This is a genomic window from Maribacter aquimarinus (assembly GCF_047345505.1).
Lineage (GTDB): Bacteria > Bacteroidota > Bacteroidia > Flavobacteriales > Flavobacteriaceae > Maribacter.
This window is the reverse complement of sequence record NZ_JBLFEO010000003.1, coordinates 72,200-89,131: the sequence shown is the minus strand read 5'-3', so window position 1 is coordinate 89,131 and position 16,932 is coordinate 72,200. Positions and strand designations below refer to the sequence as shown.

The window sequence follows — 16,932 nt, the reverse complement described above, 5'->3', positions numbered from 1 at the left end:
TATGAAACAAAGTGCCCTTGTTGTTTTCCTCTTGATGTTCCTACAATGGGGAAACGCTCAATTTTTGGAAGGTAAAAAGAGTTTGGACCGCTATGCGGGCTTCTTTGATTTCTATGTGGACAATGCCGAGGACAAGGTGTATTTAGAGGTGAAGGAACTGGAGAAGGAGTTTCTTTACGTCTATTCGCTGAGCAGTGGTATTGGGAGCAATGACATAGGTCTGGACCGTGGGCAGTTGGGCAATGAACAGTTGGTCTATTTTAAGAAAGCGGGCAACAAGCTGTTGTTGGTGCAGCCCAATCTAAAATACAGGGCCTTAACGGAAAACGACCTGGAGCGCACTTCGGTGGAGCAGGCCTTTGCCAAATCCATCTTGGGCGGCTTTACCATCAAGGAAGCGCATAATGGAACTTACCTTATAGACCTGACCCCTTTTTTGATGCGCGATGCCCATGGGGTGGCCAACCGGTTGAAGAGCAGGGGCCAGGGCACCTATGCCTTGGACAAGGAGAAGAGTGCCCTGGCCCGGGAGCGTACCAAGGCCTTTCCCCGGAACGTGGAGTTCGATGTTACCATGACCTTCGCCGGAGAGCCCAAGGGGCAATGGATCCGATCCGTGGCACCCAACCCCCAGTTGGTTACCGTGGCACAGCACCACTCCTTTATAGCCCTTCCGGAGAAGGGTTATGAAAAACGTGTTTTTGATCCCAGGAGCGGCTCTTATCCGTTCTCCTACTATGATTATGCAACGCCGGTACAGTCATCTATCCTAAAGCGTTACGTTACGCGGCACCGCTTGGAAAAGAAGAACCCGGAAGCTGAGATGAGCGAGGCCGTGGAGCCCATTGTGTATTATTTGGACAATGGAACCCCCGAGCCGGTGCGTTCTGCCCTATTGGAAGGGGGGCGCTGGTGGAACGAGGCCTTTGAGGCCATTGGATACAAGGATGCCTTCCAGTTAAAGATACTGCCGGACGATGCAGACCCCTTGGACGTCCGTTACAACGTGATCCAGTGGGTACACCGCTCCACCCGGGGCTGGAGCTACGGCAGTAGCATTACCGATCCCAGGACCGGGGAGATCATCAAGGGCCACGTAAGCTTGGGCAGCCTGCGCATTCGCCAAGATTTTCTCATTGCGCAGGCACTGATGAACAAGCCTTTTGCCAAGCGGGACAACAATGATGACCAGATGTTGGAAATGGCCCTGGCCCGGATCAGGCAGCTTTCGGCCCACGAGATAGGGCATACCCTGGGCTTTGCCCATAATTTTGCCGCCAGTGCCAATGGCAGGGCCTCGGTAATGGATTATCCGCACCCTCAGTTCTCGGTAAAAAGCGGCCGTATAGATTTCTCCAACGCCTATGCCACCGGGATCGCCCCTTGGGACAAGGTGACCGTGGCCTACAGTTATTCTGATTTTACCGAGGGCACGGACCAGCGCAAGGCACTGAACGCCATATTGGAGAAGGCTCAGGACCAAGGACTTCGCTATATTTCCGATCAAGATGCCCGGCCTATGGGGGGTGCCCACGCCTACGGGCACTTGTGGGACAACGGCGAGAATGCCAGTAGGGAGCTTAGGGACGTCCTGCGGGTAAGGGAAACCGCCATTAACAATTTTTCAAAGGACAACATACGTGCCAACGAGCCCTATTCCGTCTTGGAAGATGTGTTTGTGCCCCTTTATTTTTTTCACCGCTACCAGACCGAGGCCGCGGTAAAGCTCATTGGGGGCTTGGAGTACAACTATGCCGTAAAGGGAGATGGGCAACTGGTGGTAAAGGACGTGGATCGCGCCACCCAGCGCCAGGCCCTTGAAGCATTGTTGCTCACCTTGGACGCCGAAACGGTGGCGGTGCCCCAAGAAAAATTGTCCCTTTTTCCGCCACGGGCCATAGGCTACGCCCGCAGCAGGGAATCCATTAAAGGGAGGTCCGGTGTCTCTTTTGATGCCTTGGCCGCCGCGGAAACGGCCGCCGATATGACCTTGGCCCTGTTGTTGCACCCCGAGAGGGCCTCTAGGCTCATTCAACAGGAAAGTATGCAGAACAACAACCTGGGGCTCAAAGAGGTCTTGGACAATTTGTTGAAGGCCACCATATTTACCGACCACAATAATGACTATCTGTCCCGGGTGCAGCAGAGCATCAACTTTAGGGTGCTCTACCACCTCATGAACCTCGCGCTGCATACCGAGGTGCATCCGCAGGTAAATGCAATGGCCAACATCAGCTTGCAAGACCTGAAAAGGAAACTCGCCTCACAGAAAAACAACGCCATTGCCGCAGAGATGGTGCGCCGTATCGATCGGTTTACCGAAGAACCCTCAACCTTCAAGGTGGTGCCATCGCCCAAAATTCCGGATGGCTCCCCCATAGGAATGGATTGTTTTCACTAAAACCCAATTAAAGGCAATACGGACGTTACCAAGTTCTTGTATCCAAGGGGGATGGAATTCCGGATGCGTTCACCATATACGACCATGGAAATAAATTTGATCAGTGACACGGTTACCCGGCCCACCAAGGGGATGTTGGCCGCCATGATGGCGGCCAAAGTGGGGGACGATGTGTTCAAGGAGGATCCCACCGTGAACGAGTTGGAGGAAAAAGTGGCCAAAATGTTCGGCAAGGAGGCTGCCCTGTTCTTTCCCAGCGGTACCATGGCCAACCAAACGGCCATAAAACTGCACACCCAACCAGGGGAACAGTTGATCTGCGACAAGTATGCCCACGTCTATAACTACGAAGGTGGTGGCGTAAGTTTTAACAGCGGGGTTTCCTGTAAATTGGTGGATGGCCATAGGGGGACCATGACCGCCGAGCAAGTGACCGCAGCCATAAACCCTCCCGATTTCTACCACAGTCCGCGCACCACCTTGGTCTGTATTGAGAACACCACCAATAAGGGCGGCGGGGCCTGTTGGGAGTTCAATGAGCTGGAACGCATACGGGAGGTCTGTGACGCTAACGGCCTGGCCTACCACTTGGACGGCGCCCGCTTGTGGAACGCGATGGTGGCCACCGGGCAGACCCCAAAACAGTACGGTGCCCTTTTCGATACCATTAGCGTGTGCCTGAGCAAGGGACTGGGTTGCCCCGTGGGCTCCCTTTTGGTGGGCGCTTCGGAGTTGATCACAAAAGCCATTAGGGTACGCAAGGTATTGGGAGGGGGCATGCGCCAAGCCGGCTATCTGGCCGCAGCAGGTCTGTATGCCTTGGAGCACCACGTGGAAAGACTGGCGGAGGACCATTACCGGGCGGCCGAAATAGGTCAGCTGCTAAAAACCCTTCCCATGGTAAAAAAGGTGGAGCCCATAGCCACCAACATTGTGATCTTTGAACTGGATACCGAGGTGGTTCATGGAGACGATTTTTTGGCGCTCTTGAAAAAAAACAACATCCACATCATTGGAATGGGCCAGGGCAAGTGGCGTATGGTGACCCATTTGGACTATACCGCCGCTATGCACCACGCCCTATTGGAGCGGTTGGCCTCACTTGGTCAGCGGGCCGGAATCCGATGAGGAAAGGCTGTGCCTAAAATTTTTGATGCCGTTCTCCATGCCCGCCTCCGAGCTGTAGAGCCCGCTGGACGCAAGCTGCCCCCCTTTTTTGTCCTGGACCTTAAAGACAAACTTTCCCGCTGTGGTGGTCTGTCTCCTGATGCTGTGCTCCACATCCAATTGGGTGCTTAGCCGCTCCACCGTTTTTAATGCCGCTTTCTTGTTGGCAAATGGCACGCTGCGCACCAGGGTTTGGCCAGAGGCTGCCTTTACCTCGAACATAAAGCTGTTGTCACCGTCTTTTGTTATCGAAATCATACCCCGTAAGATAATCATTCCCAAAGGCTTGACCTTATTGCTAAAGAAAAAATTAACTTTTTGTTCCTGAAATGTGACCACTGCTATTTTTTGGTTTCCTATATTGTAGCGAGAATTTTTTAACCATTAATTAAATTAAACTGACCAAAATGAAAAAAGTACTATTTGCACTTGCGTTTATGACCGCCATGACCACCATGGCCCAAGACCTGCCAGCCAATCCGGAACCCGGAAAATGTTATGTGCGCTGCACCACTCCAGATGTTTACGTTAACGAAACGGTAACCGTTACCATTAAGCCCGCGTACAAGGTCCTTAAAACCATCCCCGCCACTTTTAAGGAAGTCACCGAAAGGGTCATGATCAAGCCAGAGGGCAAGAAATTGACCGTCATTCCAGAGAAGTGGGGCACCGAGACGGTAACCTACGTCTCCAAGGAAGGGGGCAATGTGCTCAATGTGGTGCCCGCCACGTTTAGGCCAAGTTCCGAAACCATTGAGATCAAGCCCGCCTATGCCCAATGGGAACTGGGTGCCGCTGCGCCCGACTGTGAGTCTGGAAATCCGGACGATTGTAGGTATTGGTGTTACAAGGGATATCCGGCGGAGTTCACTACCGTTGATCTTGAGGTTTTGGGCAGTGATGCGGCCACGACCTCCACGCCCATTCCCTCCAAAAACGCCACCTACGTAAAACAGGTGCTCTTGGAGCCCGCCAGGGTGGTTGAGGAAATTATTCCTGCCGAATATGCCACCATCACCAAAACCGTATTGGACAAAGATGCCTACACGGTAGAGGAGATCGTGCCCGCTGTGACCAGGACAGTGACCAAGGAAGTATTGCAGACCAAGGGCGGCCTTACCACATGGAAGGAAGTGGAGTGTGCCTTGGTGGAGTACCAGGCTTTGCCCATAAACTGGAACTTGGGCAGTGCCACCCTTACCAACGAGGCCAGAAGAATCATCGATACCAGGCTCATGCCCGTATTGCAGCAGAATCCTGGGGCCAAATTGGAAATTGCCTCCCATACGGATGTAAGGGGCAATGCCGCATCCAACCAGGATCTTTCGGAAAGAAGGGCCAAGGCCGTGGCAGATTACCTAATTTCCAAAGGTGTCAATTCCAGTCTTTTGGTGGCCAACGGCTACGGGGAGAACAGGGTTAAGAACAGGTGTAAGGAAGGTGTTAGCTGTACCGAAAGGGAGCACGCCGTGAACAGAAGGACAGAATTTAGATTGATCAACAACTAAGCTTTCCCGAGCTCAATTGATCAGGAGATCCCCCAGCAATGGGGGATTTTTTTTGCCGATTTTTACCGCTACCTTGGTTTCCATTGCACGTGGTAGGCCATGGCACAGGGGCAATGGCCATTGGCAATGATGGGCCCGGCAGTCCTTTGGAGCTTGTTTGCAGATGTTGGGTGGGGGTGGTTCCAAGACCATTCCCGGTCCCAGTTGATGTTTGGAACGCTGTTAATGGGGGTGAAACCCCAACAAGATGAAGTGTTTGCATTTGGGCAAAGCCAGCCATCAATTTTACAGGAATTTGTGGCCAATTATGGAATTTTTCCGCAGGAACTGGGTCTATGGCTTTTGGCCTCGCCTTAACGGCCGTCCGGGCCCACCGGCCCGTACCGTCCGGATATCGTTAAAGGGTAGAGCCAAACCCTCTCCGTCATGGGTTAAGGAGACACGCAAGAAACGGGTGGTCTTCCCGCTTGTTTGGAGGGTGTCATTCTGGGACGTGGCCAAACCCCCAGGTGCCAATGGCTCCAAGGGAGGAAATGAAGTTTGGAGAAGACGCCAGGGATATGCACGGCGCTCTGGGAGAACGCTACAAAAAGGTAAGGCTGTCTTTACCCCTAGTTTTGGCTCCCAGGGATACTATGTTGAGGTGGGGTCACAAAAAAGTTCGGGCCGGTAACTACTTGTTCTTCTCCAGAAGGTCCACGTGGTAGCGCACATCCCCGTTCATGGCATAGCCGGAGTATTCGTCCAAGGTCTTGCCACGGTCGTCCAATACCTTTAGCAGCGGGAACACCCCTTTTTTGTTGTGCTTGGCAATGACTTCCTGGTTATGTTGGCGCTGCTTGGTGGAAAGAAGGTCTTGGTTTCTGGGAAAATCTACATAGACCAGAACATAGGGTTCGGAAATTTCCTGAAATGTGGGGGTATCAAAAAAATCTTTCTTCAATTGTTTGCAGGGCATGCACCAGTCGCTCCCAGTGAAATAAAGGAGCACCTTCTTGTCCTTTTTCTTTGCTTTTAGAAGGGCCTTTTCCAGGTCGTAATTCCAGTCATTGCTGTTTTTCGTTGCCTCGGGTGCCTGGGCCAAAAGGGCCAAGGGAATCAACAGGCAGGCAAAAAGTATGGTTTTCATATGTTATGATGTTATCGGAGCGTTCCGTTATTTCAATAACGCATCCATTCCGGGAATATTGGGCATCCCTTCCTTGGCAACCGCCGCCAGTTCGGCCTCCTGTACTTTGGTGGCCTTTTCAATGGCCTTGTTCAGGGTAAGGATAAGGTAGTCTTCCAATTGTTCCGCATCTTGCAAAAGTTGGGGCGCAATGTCAATTTTTTTCAATTCACGGTTGGCGGTGATAGTTACCGTAATGTCCCCATTGGGGGCGCTTTCGGAAAGAACAACGGTATCCATCCGTTTTTTTGTCGCTTCCACTTTCTTTTGGGTCTCCCTTAATTTGCCCATCATTCCCATCATATCTCCAAACATCTTGCCAGTTTTTGGTTACACCGCAAAAATAAGCAATGCCCCGCTAATGCCGAAAGCAAATTGTGGTTGGCGGTGGCGGTGGGTTCCCTTGCTTTTTCAGTATTTTTGCACGTTCGGAACACAAAAGCACCTGCCATGAGCAATATCATTCCCCCAAAAGCAAAAAAAAGACCCAAAACCCTGGAGACGCACGGTCATGTGCGCCAAGACCCCTACTATTGGCTCAACCAACGTGAAAACCAAGAGGTTTTGGACCACCTTTGGGCAGAAAAGGAGTATTATGAAAAAATGACGGCCCACACCCTACAATTTCAGGAGCAATTGTTCCGGGAGATGAAAGGGCGCATTAAGCAAGACGATGAAACCGTTCCTTACAAACAGAACGGATATTGGTACGTGGTTAAATATCGCGCAGGACAGGAATATCCCATCTATTTTAGGCACAAGGATCAATTAAGTGCCCCCGAGGAACTGCTTTTTGATGGCAATGTGATGGCCAAGGGGCATGATTATTTTAACCTTGGCGGCATTGCCGTGAGTCCGGACAACGCCTTGGCGGCCTTTGGCGTGGATACGGTCTCCAGAAGGCAATACACCCTGCGCATCAAGGATTTGGTCACGGGGTCCATCTTCCCGGAAACCATAAAGAACACCTCCGGTGGGGCCGTTTGGGCCAATGACAGCAAGACGCTTTTTTACACCAAGAACGACACCCACACCCTGCGGGCCCATAAAATCTACAAGCACGTTCTGGGCACTTCCCCCAAGGAAGATGAAATGGTGTACCACGAGACCGATGAGGCCTTTAGCACCTTTGTGTACAAGAGCAAATCCAAAAAGTACATCATCATTGGTTCGGTGAGCACCCTTACCTCGGAATACAGGATTCTCCCGGCCAATGATCCCAACGGTGCTTTCCAGATTTTTTCAAAAAGGCAGCGGGGCCTTGAGTACGACATTGCCCATTACAATGACCATTTCTATATCCTCACCAACAAGGATGGCGCCACCAACTTTAAACTGATGCGCGCAGGGGAGGGCAACACCGGTGCCGATCATTGGGAAGAGTTCATTCCGCACAGGGATTCCGTTAGGTTGGAGGATGTGGACATTTTCAAGGAATATTACGTGCTTTCGGAGCGGGAAAACGGCCTCTCCCGCCTAAGAATCGTTCCGTGGGACGGTAGCGAGGCCTATGACCTGCCCTTTGAAAGTGAAACCTATACCGCCTATGTGGGCACCAACCCGGATTTTGACACCCCCATTCTAAGGTATGTGTACAATTCGCTCACCACGCCCAGCTCCGTCATGGATTTCAATATGGCAACCAGGCAAAAGGAGGTTAAAAAAGAACAGGCGGTGCTTGGTGGCAGCTTTAAAAAGGAGAACTACAGGGAAGAACGTATTTGGGCCCCTGCCGCAGATGGTACCTTGATTCCCATGTCGGTGGTACGGCACAAGGATACCGTGCCGAGTTCGGGAACACCCTTGCTGCTGTATGGCTATGGCGCCTACGGGCACACCATAGACCCCCATTTCTCCAGCGTAAGGCTCAGTCTTATGGACCGCGGTTTCATATATGCCATTGCCCACGTAAGGGGAGGGGAGTACTTGGGAAGGAGCTGGTACGAGCAGGGCAAACTGATGCACAAGCAGAACACCTTCAGTGATTTTGTGGACTGTTCCCGATTTCTAATCTCAAATGCCTATACCTCCCCGGACCATCTCTATGCCATGGGCGGTTCGGCAGGGGGCCTTTTGGTGGGCGCCGTGATGAACATGGCACCGGACCTTTTCAAGGGCATTGTTGCCGCGGTGCCCTTTGTGGATGTCCTTACCACTATGTTGGACGATACCATTCCCTTGACCACCGGCGAATACGACGAATGGGGAAACCCGGCGCAAAAAGAGGCCTATGAGTATATGGAATCCTATTCCCCCTATGACAATGTAAAGGCGGGAAGCTACCCCCATCTCCTGGTCACCACGGGCCTGCACGACTCCCAGGTACAGTATTTTGAGCCTGCAAAGTGGGTGGCCAAGCTCAGGGAGCTCAAGACGGACAACAATAGCTTGCTCATGGACATCAATATGGATGCGGGCCACGGTGGCGCTTCCGGGAGGTTCGAGGCGTTAAGGGAAAAAGCAAAGGAATATGCCTTTTTGTTGGATTTGGAAGGAAAAATCCGATAAAAAAAAATATAGTAGCTTTGCACGGAATATGGTTGGGACTGCCATTTGGCGCCCTTCCAAAAAACAGCGTCCAACGCTTATGGAAAATAAGATAAAGGCCTACGACAATATCCTAGCGCTTGTGGGCAACACGCCACTGGTTAGGCTCAACCGCATCACCCAAGAATTTACCGGAAGTTTTTATGCCAAGGTAGAGGCCTTCAATCCCGGGCACTCCGCCAAGGACAGAATTGCCTTGCACATCATTGAGGAGGCCGAGCGGAAAGGGCTCCTTTCCGAGGGCAGTACCGTCATAGAGACCACTTCGGGGAACACGGGCTTCAGTATCGCCATGGCGAGCATCATCAAAGGGTATGAATGTATCCTGGCCGTGAGTTCCAAGAGTTCCAAGGACAAAATAGACATTCTGCGTTCCATGGGGGCGCAAGTATATGTGTGCCCCGCCCATGTTAGTGCGGACGACCCCAGGTCTTACTACGAAGTGGCCAAGCGCCTGCACAGGGAAACCCCCGGGTCCATATACATCAACCAGTATTTCAACGAGCTCAACATAGAGGCACATTATAGGTCCACCGGCCCCGAGATCTGGGAACAGACCGGAGGCCAGATCACCCATTTGGTGGCCTGTAGCGGCACCGGTGGCACCATTTCCGGTACGGCGCGCTACTTGAAGGAACAGAACCCGAACATACGGGTCATAGGCGTGGACGCCTATGGCTCTGTCCTAAAAAAGTACCACGAGACCGGGAAGTTGGACCCCAACGAGATCTATCCCTACAGGATAGAGGGGCTTGGCAAAAACTTGATTCCCGGCGCCACGGATTTCAATATCATAGATGAGTACATCAAGGTAACCGATGCGGAGAGTGCCCACATGGCCCGTAACATTTCCAAGACCGAGGGTATTTTTGTAGGCTACACCAGCGGTGCCGTGGTCCAGGCCCTTAAGCAGTTGGATGCCCTGGGTGCATTTGCTCCGGACAGCAAGGTGGTGGCCATTTTTCCCGACCACGGATCACGTTACATGAGCAAGATCTACAGTGATGAGTGGATGCGCGACCAAGGCTTCCTGGAATCTGCCAAGGAGGTACGTCCGCAGGAGGTGCAATACGTGAAATAAAGGTCTTCCCGGATCATATGTCTAAAAAAAAGCGGGCCTGGCCGGCTTTTTTTGTTGCCCGAATAAGTTATGCTTACTCCTCAAAAATTTCTACTTTTGCATTTAGAATCGCAGACTTATGAGAGATTTATTCGATAGAATCATTGAAAACAAAGGCCCCTTGGGAAAATGGGCGTCACAGGCGGAAGGCTATTTTGTTTTTCCCAAGTTGGAAGGCCCCATTTCCAATAGGATGAAGTTCCAGGGCAAGGAAGTGATCACTTGGAGCATCAATGATTATTTGGGACTCGCCAATTTGCCGGAGGTGAAGAAAGTGGACGGGGACACCGCGGCCGAGTATGGTTCTGCCTACCCAATGGGTGCCAGGATGATGAGCGGCCATACGGATTATCACGAGCAATTGGAAAGGGAATGCGCGGCTTTTGTGAACAAAGAGGCCGCTTACCTGCTTAACTTCGGCTATCAGGGCATTATGTCTGCCATAGACGCCTTGGTGTCCAAGGACGATATCATTGTGTATGATGTGGATTGCCACGCCTGTATCATTGACGGTGTTCGCTTGCACATGGGCAAGCGTTTTACCTTTAAGCACAACGACATTGAGAGTCTGGAAACCAATTTGGAACGGGCCTCGAAAATGGCGGAACAGACCGGGGGAGGCATCTTGGTCATTTCAGAGGGTGTCTTTGGCATGCGCGGCCAACAGGGCAAGCTCAAAGAGATCGTGGCCTTGAAGAAGAAGTACAAGTTCAGGTTCTTGGTAGATGACGCCCACGGCTTTGGTACCTTGGGAGAGACCGGCGCAGGGGCCGGGCAAGAACAAGGCGTTCAGGACGATATCGATGTATATTTTGCCACCTTTGCTAAATCCATGGCCAGTATAGGCGCTTTTTTGGCGGCGGACAAAGAGATCATAGACTATCTTAAATACAACCTTCGTTCGCAGATGTTCGCAAAATCGCTTCCCATGGTCTATGTAAAGGGCGCCTTGAAGCGTTTGGACATGCTGCGCACACAGCCAGAATTAAAGGCCAAACTATGGGAGAACGTAAACGCGCTCCAGAACGGGCTAAAGGACAAAGGCTTTGATATTGGCACCACTACCAGCTGTGTAACCCCGGTGTACCTCAATGGCAGTATCCCCGAAGCCATGGCCTTGGTAAAAGATCTTAGGGAAAACTATGGTATTTTCTGTTCCATCGTGGTCTATCCGGTAATTCCCAAAGGATTGATCTTGTTGCGCATGATCCCCACGGCCACGCACACCATGCAGGACATTGAGGAAACCTTGACCGCCTTTTCCGCCATACGGGAACGCTTGCAGAACGGTACCTACAAGAGGCTTTCTGCAGCTGTTGCCGCGGCCATGGGAGAATAGGCCGGTACCTATAAAACGTAAACCCCTTACTTTCGGTTGGAAGTACAGGGGTTTTTCTTTTTTCCTGTGGTGCCCCAAAGGTTTGGGCATCAACCGATGTCAACCAAGGTCTGCGCGGGGCGCTGCCCTTACAGGTCTTTGCGGTAGGTGCGCCTTCTTTTGTACACCACGGGATCAAAATGTTTCCACATCTGTTTTATGGCCACATTTTCTTCAAGTTCCGGGGTACGGTAGCACATATCAATGTTCTTCTGGGTAAAGGTCTTGTGGTATTCGTTGAAGATAATGGCCGTGACCCCTTTGTTCTGGTATTCCGGTTGAATGCCAATGAGGTAGAAAATAACGTCCTTACTGTTCTTTTTGGCCTTTAGTAAATGATAAAAGCCAAAAGGCCACAGTTTTCCCTTTGCCTTTTGCAGGGCCTTGGAAAAAGCCGGCATCACTATGGCAAACGCAATGAGCCGGTCCTCTTTGTCCTTGATGAACTTGATGTACTCCGGGTTAATGAAACTGATGTACTTTTTTTTGAAGTAGGCCTTTTGCCTTTCCGTGATCGGCACAAAGGAGGAGAGCTTGGCGTAGGTGTTGTTAAAAAGGTCGAACATTTCATCGGCCAGGGGCATGACATCCCTGGTCCTGGTAAAGTTCACTTCCCTTAGGCCGTAGCGTTTTTTAACCAGTTCGTTCAAGCGGGTAAAGAGGGCGGGATCGGCATTCTTTGCCGGGAATTTATTTTCCATATACTCCTTTTCCTTCACAAAGCCCAGGCGCTCATAATGCTGCACATAGTAGGGGTGGTTGTACCAGGTGACCATCGTGCCAATATGATCGAAACCTTCCACCAGGACACCCACCTTGTCCAGGTTGGAAAAACCCACGGGGCCTTCCATAAAATCCAGGTCATGACGCCGGCCTATCTCGGCCACTTTGCCGAGCAGGGCCTCGGAAACCCTGGCATCGTCCACAAAATCGAACCATCCAAAGCGCATTTTCAGCAAGCCCTGTTCCTTTACTTCCCACCAATTGATGATGGCCGCCACCCTGCCCACGATCTTATCGTTGTCATAGGCCAAAAAGAACCAGGCCTCCGCATCCTTGAACGCCGGGTTTTTGGTCTTGTCAAAGCTTTCAAGCTCGTTCGCTATGATGGGGGGCACCCAATACGCCGAGTTTTCGTAAAGGGAAAAGGGGAACATGACAAATTGCCTCAGTTCCTTCTTCCCAACAGCCTCTTTTACCCTGATCATTTCCCTCTTTTTATGGTGATATGGTACATGACCAAATCCCTGCCCGAAAGGTAGTGAATTCTAGGGTTCAAGGGTAGGTAAACCCCATATTTCGGTATGGTTCCCTGCGGGATGTGTTGCTTACCAAAAAATAATTGAAGGTTTGCCCTCTTATGGGGCAATGGTGGTGCGTGGTGCTTCAATGGAAGGCACGGATCACCCATTTGGGGGTCTAAAAGCCGGGGAGTGGCGGTAGGTGTCCCGCAAGAGGAACGTGCCATTGCCGGTGTCAGGGGCCATGCGCCGCGATGCTATGGGCCAAGGGAAGGGTGCGGGAAGATGAAAGGGGCGTGCCCGCTAGAACTCAATTTCTCCGTTACGCTCTTTTTTCTTTTTTTCGGCCTTTTTCAATTTCCTCAACTGTTTTTTTGATGGTCCAAGATCAATGTCCTCCGCACCGCGACCCGTGTTCTTGTTCCTCTTTTTGTTCTTCAGGGAGGTTTTTTTGATGGCGCCCCCGTTTTCGTCCGCTTTTTGGTCTTTTATGGGTACCAGTTTGTCCTTGTGGAAATCAAAGCGGTAAGAACCGCCAATGTTCATGAAAATACGACTTGGGGTATTCTTGAGACTGGCCCCCATGTTCATGTCCACCTGGAGGTCTTCACTCAGCAAATGGGCAATGCCGCCCCGTAACAGCAAATCGCTGTAGCGATTGCTCTGTATGCCCTGGTGCTCCACAAAGACGCTCCATTTGGGATTGCGGAAGGCGTGGGACAGGGAGATCACGTAGTTTAGCTCGGGATCTTCCGTGCCGATCCGGTCATAGGCCACATTGGTGATCAGTACGGACCGCGGGGTAACCCGGCTCTGGGTGCTGATCATTCCCCGTGGCGACATGGTGGGGTCGCCCACGTAGAAGGGATTGTCTCCCAGCACAAAATTGGCCCCGGCATAGACGGAAACGGCGGGCAAGAGATTTTTTAGTTGAAATTTGTTGTTGGCGCGCCAACTGTAGAGGTTGGGCTTGTTGCGTTCGGGATTTTTGTAGGGGTCGTACACCAAAAATTTGAGCCCCAGCCTATTTCTGGACAGATCGCGCCGTTGTGCCTCAATGTCAAAATTGTTGAACAGCACGTTCTGATCCAAAAAGGACACCTCATATTTAAGCTCAAGGCGTTCAAACAGCAGGCCATAGCGCAGGGACAGGTCCGTGCCCCACATATCGGATTCGGTGTTTAAGAGTGCGTGGTCCCGCTGTTCATAGAAAAGTCCCATTTCTGCCTGTACCACATTTCTGCCCACCGCGTAGGCGCTTACCGAGCGGCCCGGGCGGTTGGAGTTGATGACGTCCGTGTACTGTGAAACCCCTAAAAAAGGGGCCAATACCAGGCAAAAAAGGGCCATGCAGAGGTGCTGGGGGCGTACAAACTGTTGGGTCATAAAACCTACTTTATCAATTTTTTAATACTTGTGATCCACTAATACAACGTTAGAATTGTATTTTTGATATATAGCACAGGTATAAATGACTTTATTAAAAACCCTTTTATTCATCGTATTGGGCTATTATCTGCTCAAGTTGTTGGTGCGGATGTTCGCCCCCAAGATCCTGGGCTATGCGGCCCGAAAGACCGAAGAACGTTTTAAAGAGGCGTTCCAGCATTTTGAACAGCGGGACGGCCACCAAGAAGACCGGGTGGGCAACGTGATCATTGAAAAAAAGACCCCAAAAAGGCGCAAGGGAACCGAAAAAGTGGGGGAGTATGTGGATTTTGAAGAAGTGGACTAGGCATTGTTCACCATTTCAAGTTTAAGGAACACACCCCGGGGCCCATGTCCCCAAAGTCCAGAAAGCACGGTTAAAACTTGGCTTCACATAATTTTTTCACCACGCTGTGCCGCAAAACGAGCATTGTACTGGGGGTGGATTGTAGCTTAACCTAACTGTGGTTATATTTGCCCACGGCAACCATAACCCACCCTATGAAAAAAGGCCTCTCGTTTTTTATCATCCATTTTTTTGTGCTGGCGCTTTTTCTGTTGGCGTCCCTGGCCTATTTCCATCCCGTTTTACAGGGCAAGGTCATCTATCAGGCAGACATTGCCCAATATACGGGTATGGCCAAGGAACAGAACGATTTTCGCAAACTTAAGGATGCCGAGCCCTATTGGACCAACAGTGCCTTTGGTGGCATGCCCACTTATCAATTGGGCGCCAACTATCCGCATGACTACATAAAACAATTGGATCGCCTCATCCGGTTCTTGCCCAGACCGGCAGACTACCTCTTCCTCTATTTTATTGGCTTTTATATCCTGCTCTGCTGTCTAAAAGTGGATTATCGCTTGGCGGTGGTGGGCGCATTGGCCTTTGGTTTTTCAACCTATATGATCATCATCTTGGGCGCGGGCCATAATGCCAAGGCACACGCCATTGGCTACCTGCCCCTGGTACTGGCGGGAATTGTCTTGGTGTTTCGGAAAAAATATTTATGGGGCTTTGTGCTCACGGCCTTGGCCATGGCCCTGGAGATCACCGCCAACCATTACCAGATGACCTATTATTTTATGCTCTTGGTGTTGGTTTTGGGCGTGGTTTACCTGGTGGATGCCATTCGTAAAAAGTACCTGAAACATTTCTTTACCTCCGTGGGCCTTTTGCTATTGGCCGTGGGCCTGGGCATTGCGGCCAATGCCACCGGATTAATGGCCACCAAGGAATATGCGGACTGGAGCACGCGCGGAGAAAGTGCGCTCACCATTGAACCCGATGGTTCCCCAAGGGAGAATACAGGGGGGCTGGACAAGGAGTACATTACGCAATGGAGTTATGGCATTGCAGAGTCCCTAAATCTTTTTGTGCCGCGGCTTTTTGGGGGAGCCAGTCAGGAAAATCTCGGGGAAGACTCCAAGTCCTTCACCTATTTGGTAGACAAGGGCCTTCCCCGCAGCAGTGCCCTTGATTTTGTTGGTGGCCTTCCCTTGTATTGGGGCGATCAACCCGGGACCTCGGGCCCGGCCTATATTGGGGCCATTATCTTTTTCCTCTTTTTCTTGGGGCTCTTTTTGGTAAAAGGGAAGCACAAGTGGTGGTTGCTTTTCGGCACCCTGTTGTCCTTGGTACTGTCCTGGGGAAAGAATTTTGCTTTGCTCACCGACCTCATGATCGATTATTTTCCCTTGTACGATAAGTTCCGGGCCGTGTCATCGGTACAGGTGGTGCTGGAGCTCTGTGCCCCCATTTTGGCCATTTTGGCCCTAAAAAAATGGTTCATGGACAAGGTGCCCCAAGAAGACAAACTAAGGTCCCTGAATTACGCCGCCGGCATAATATTGGGAGTGGCAGCCCTCTTGTTCTTGTTCAAGGGAACGTTTTCCTTCGAGGGCCCCGCGGACGGGCGCTTGCGCATGACAGGGCTGGAGGAACTGACTGAAATGCTGAAGCTGGACCGCAAGGCCGTTTATACCAGCGATCTGCTCCGTTCTTTGGGCTTTGTCCTGGCCGCTGCCTTGCTCCTTTGGGGATACGTAAAGGGGGCATTGAAGCAAAATTTGGTGCTTGCCGCCGTGGGGGTGCTCATTGTCATTGATCTGGTGGGGGTGAACAAGCGCTACGTAAATGCGGATAATTTTGTGTCCAAGCGGCAAATGTTGCAGCCGTTCCAGCCCAGCGCGGCCAACAAGGCCATTTTGCAAGATGAGGGGGTGTACCGGGTCTTTGACCAGACCGATGGTTTTGACTCCGCCAAGACAGCCTATTTCCACCAGGCCATTACTGGATACCACGCCGCCAAACCGGCAGGGATGCAAGACCTGTTCAATTTTCACCTGTACCGGGGCAACCTTGCCGTTTTCAATATGCTGAATGTTAAATATGTGATCCAGCAGGACGATGAGGGCAATACCTTTCCGTTGGAGAACCCTGATGCCAATGGCAACGCCTGGTTCATTTCACAGCTACGGCCCGTGGCCTCGGCCAATGACGCCATAATGGCCCTGGACAGCTTGGACACCGGGAATGTCGCGGTCTTGAACACCTCCGCTTTTCAGGATATTGAACCCAAGGACTATGCAAAGGACTCCACCGCCACCATAGCCCTGACCTCCTATGCCCCCAATCATCTGGTCTATGAATCCAGCAATGACAACGATGGTGTTGCCGTGTTCTCCGAAATGTACTACCCCCACGGGTGGCAGGCCTATCTGGACGGACGGCCCGTAGCGCATTTTAAGGTGAACTATGTGCTTCGTGCCATGGAGGTGCCCCGGGGAAAACATACCATAGCGTTTAAATTTGAGCCCCAAGTGGTGGCCCAGGGCAGTAAAATTGTCCTGGTCAGTACCCTCCTGCTGGGCCTTGTTATTGTGGGGGGCATTGGGTTTTCCGTGTACAGGGGCAAAAACCGAAACGCAAGTCCGGAAGAGCCGCAGCGGCCGTAGGCCCAGTGCCAAGGCC

General features: G+C 51.5%; 13 protein-coding genes. 8 read left to right on the top strand and 5 right to left on the bottom strand.

From position 1 onward, the window contains the following. Window position 1 precedes the first annotated feature (1 nt). Both ACKWCC_RS03140 and ACKWCC_RS03135 read left to right on the top strand, forming a co-directional pair. Window positions 2-2,401: a zinc-dependent metalloprotease gene (locus ACKWCC_RS03140; RefSeq protein WP_413994446.1), complete on the top strand. Its 2,400-nt coding sequence runs from the start codon at window positions 2-4 to the stop codon at window positions 2,399-2,401. A gap of 84 nt (window positions 2,402-2,485) precedes the next feature. Continuing rightward, on the top strand, window positions 2,486-3,529 hold the full coding sequence (locus tag ACKWCC_RS03135; RefSeq protein WP_413994445.1) for a threonine aldolase family protein: 1,044 nt from the start codon (window positions 2,486-2,488) through the stop codon (window positions 3,527-3,529). Here the strand turns inward: ACKWCC_RS03135 and ACKWCC_RS03130 are convergent. Then, window positions 3,500-3,826 (bottom strand): YegP family protein, encoded by a 327-nt coding sequence (locus ACKWCC_RS03130; RefSeq protein ID WP_413994444.1) that lies wholly within the window; start codon window positions 3,824-3,826, stop codon window positions 3,500-3,502. The genes ACKWCC_RS03135 and ACKWCC_RS03130 overlap by 30 nt on opposite strands. 149 nt (window positions 3,827-3,975) lie before the next feature. On the opposite strand from ACKWCC_RS03130, the gene ACKWCC_RS03125 reads away from it, so the two are divergent. Further along, on the top strand, window positions 3,976-5,076 hold the full coding sequence (locus tag ACKWCC_RS03125; protein WP_413994443.1) for an OmpA family protein: 1,101 nt from the start codon (window positions 3,976-3,978) through the stop codon (window positions 5,074-5,076). A 673-nt stretch (window positions 5,077-5,749) separates the two neighbouring features. Here the strand turns inward: ACKWCC_RS03125 and ACKWCC_RS03120 are convergent. Further along, the gene (locus ACKWCC_RS03120) at window positions 5,750-6,205 is read right to left on the bottom strand and encodes a thioredoxin family protein (RefSeq protein ID WP_413994442.1); all 456 of its coding nucleotides are present in this window, start codon (window positions 6,203-6,205) and stop codon (window positions 5,750-5,752) included. Window positions 6,206-6,232: 27 nt separating this feature from the next. Continuing rightward, window positions 6,233-6,559 carry a YbaB/EbfC family nucleoid-associated protein gene (locus ACKWCC_RS03115; RefSeq protein ID WP_413994441.1) on the bottom strand — a complete coding sequence of 109 codons (327 nt, stop codon included), beginning with the start codon at window positions 6,557-6,559 and terminating at the stop codon, window positions 6,233-6,235. Between the two features lie 135 nt (window positions 6,560-6,694). Here ACKWCC_RS03115 and ACKWCC_RS03110 point away from each other — a divergent pair, with 135 nt between their 5' ends. From ACKWCC_RS03110 to ACKWCC_RS03100, 3 genes are all read left to right on the top strand, one after another. Further along, window positions 6,695-8,752, top strand: coding sequence for a S9 family peptidase (locus ACKWCC_RS03110; RefSeq protein WP_413994440.1), 2,058 nt, complete (start codon window positions 6,695-6,697; stop codon window positions 8,750-8,752). 79 nt (window positions 8,753-8,831) lie between these two features. Next, on the top strand, window positions 8,832-9,872 hold the full coding sequence (locus ACKWCC_RS03105) for a PLP-dependent cysteine synthase family protein (protein WP_413994439.1): 1,041 nt from the start codon (window positions 8,832-8,834) through the stop codon (window positions 9,870-9,872). 118 nt (window positions 9,873-9,990) lie between these two features. Further along, window positions 9,991-11,250: an aminotransferase class I/II-fold pyridoxal phosphate-dependent enzyme gene (locus ACKWCC_RS03100; RefSeq protein WP_413994438.1), complete on the top strand. Its 1,260-nt coding sequence runs from the start codon at window positions 9,991-9,993 to the stop codon at window positions 11,248-11,250. 128 nt (window positions 11,251-11,378) lie between these two features. On the opposite strand, the gene ACKWCC_RS03095 is transcribed toward ACKWCC_RS03100, so the two are convergent. Both ACKWCC_RS03095 and ACKWCC_RS03090 read right to left on the bottom strand, forming a co-directional pair. Continuing rightward, window positions 11,379-12,497: a GTP cyclohydrolase gene (locus tag ACKWCC_RS03095; protein WP_413994437.1), complete on the bottom strand. Its 1,119-nt coding sequence runs from the start codon at window positions 12,495-12,497 to the stop codon at window positions 11,379-11,381. 336 nt (window positions 12,498-12,833) lie between these two features. Beyond that, window positions 12,834-13,916, bottom strand: a complete 1,083-nt coding sequence (locus ACKWCC_RS03090) for a transporter (RefSeq protein WP_413994436.1) — start codon at window positions 13,914-13,916, stop codon at window positions 12,834-12,836. A gap of 85 nt (window positions 13,917-14,001) precedes the next feature. Here ACKWCC_RS03090 and ACKWCC_RS03085 point away from each other — a divergent pair, with 85 nt between their 5' ends. Together ACKWCC_RS03085 and ACKWCC_RS03080 are read left to right on the top strand one after the other, a co-directional pair. Further along, entirely contained in the window at window positions 14,002-14,265 is a 264-nt protein-coding gene (locus ACKWCC_RS03085; RefSeq protein WP_413994435.1) for a DUF4834 family protein, read from the top strand. 194 nt (window positions 14,266-14,459) lie between these two features. Further along, complete coding sequence (locus tag ACKWCC_RS03080) at window positions 14,460-16,916, top strand: YfhO family protein (RefSeq protein WP_413994434.1); 2,457 nt, start codon at window positions 14,460-14,462, stop codon at window positions 16,914-16,916. The last annotated feature ends 16 nt before the right edge of the window (window positions 16,917-16,932 follow it).

What these genes read in the sequence shown, in the direction of transcription:
- ACKWCC_RS03110 (WP_413994440.1), top strand. Translation starts at nt 6,695, where the DNA reads ATGAGCAATATCATTCCCCCAAAAGCAAAAAAAAGACCCAAAACCCTG.
- ACKWCC_RS03125 (WP_413994443.1), top strand. Translation starts at nt 3,976, where the DNA reads ATGAAAAAAGTACTATTTGCACTTGCGTTTATGACCGCCATGACCACC.
- ACKWCC_RS03085 (WP_413994435.1), top strand. Translation starts at nt 14,002, where the DNA reads ATGACTTTATTAAAAACCCTTTTATTCATCGTATTGGGCTATTATCTG.
- ACKWCC_RS03130 (WP_413994444.1), bottom strand. Translation starts at nt 3,826, where the DNA reads ATGATTTCGATAACAAAAGACGGTGACAACAGCTTTATGTTCGAGGTA.
- ACKWCC_RS03095 (WP_413994437.1), bottom strand. Translation starts at nt 12,497, where the DNA reads ATGATCAGGGTAAAAGAGGCTGTTGGGAAGAAGGAACTGAGGCAATTT.
- ACKWCC_RS03080 (WP_413994434.1), top strand. Translation starts at nt 14,460, where the DNA reads ATGAAAAAAGGCCTCTCGTTTTTTATCATCCATTTTTTTGTGCTGGCG.
- ACKWCC_RS03140 (WP_413994446.1), top strand. Translation starts at nt 2, where the DNA reads ATGAAACAAAGTGCCCTTGTTGTTTTCCTCTTGATGTTCCTACAATGG.
- ACKWCC_RS03100 (WP_413994438.1), top strand. Translation starts at nt 9,991, where the DNA reads ATGAGAGATTTATTCGATAGAATCATTGAAAACAAAGGCCCCTTGGGA.
- ACKWCC_RS03115 (WP_413994441.1), bottom strand. Translation starts at nt 6,559, where the DNA reads ATGTTTGGAGATATGATGGGAATGATGGGCAAATTAAGGGAGACCCAA.
- ACKWCC_RS03135 (WP_413994445.1), top strand. Translation starts at nt 2,486, where the DNA reads ATGGAAATAAATTTGATCAGTGACACGGTTACCCGGCCCACCAAGGGG.
- ACKWCC_RS03105 (WP_413994439.1), top strand. Translation starts at nt 8,832, where the DNA reads ATGGAAAATAAGATAAAGGCCTACGACAATATCCTAGCGCTTGTGGGC.
- ACKWCC_RS03090 (WP_413994436.1), bottom strand. Translation starts at nt 13,916, where the DNA reads ATGACCCAACAGTTTGTACGCCCCCAGCACCTCTGCATGGCCCTTTTT.
- ACKWCC_RS03120 (WP_413994442.1), bottom strand. Translation starts at nt 6,205, where the DNA reads ATGAAAACCATACTTTTTGCCTGCCTGTTGATTCCCTTGGCCCTTTTG.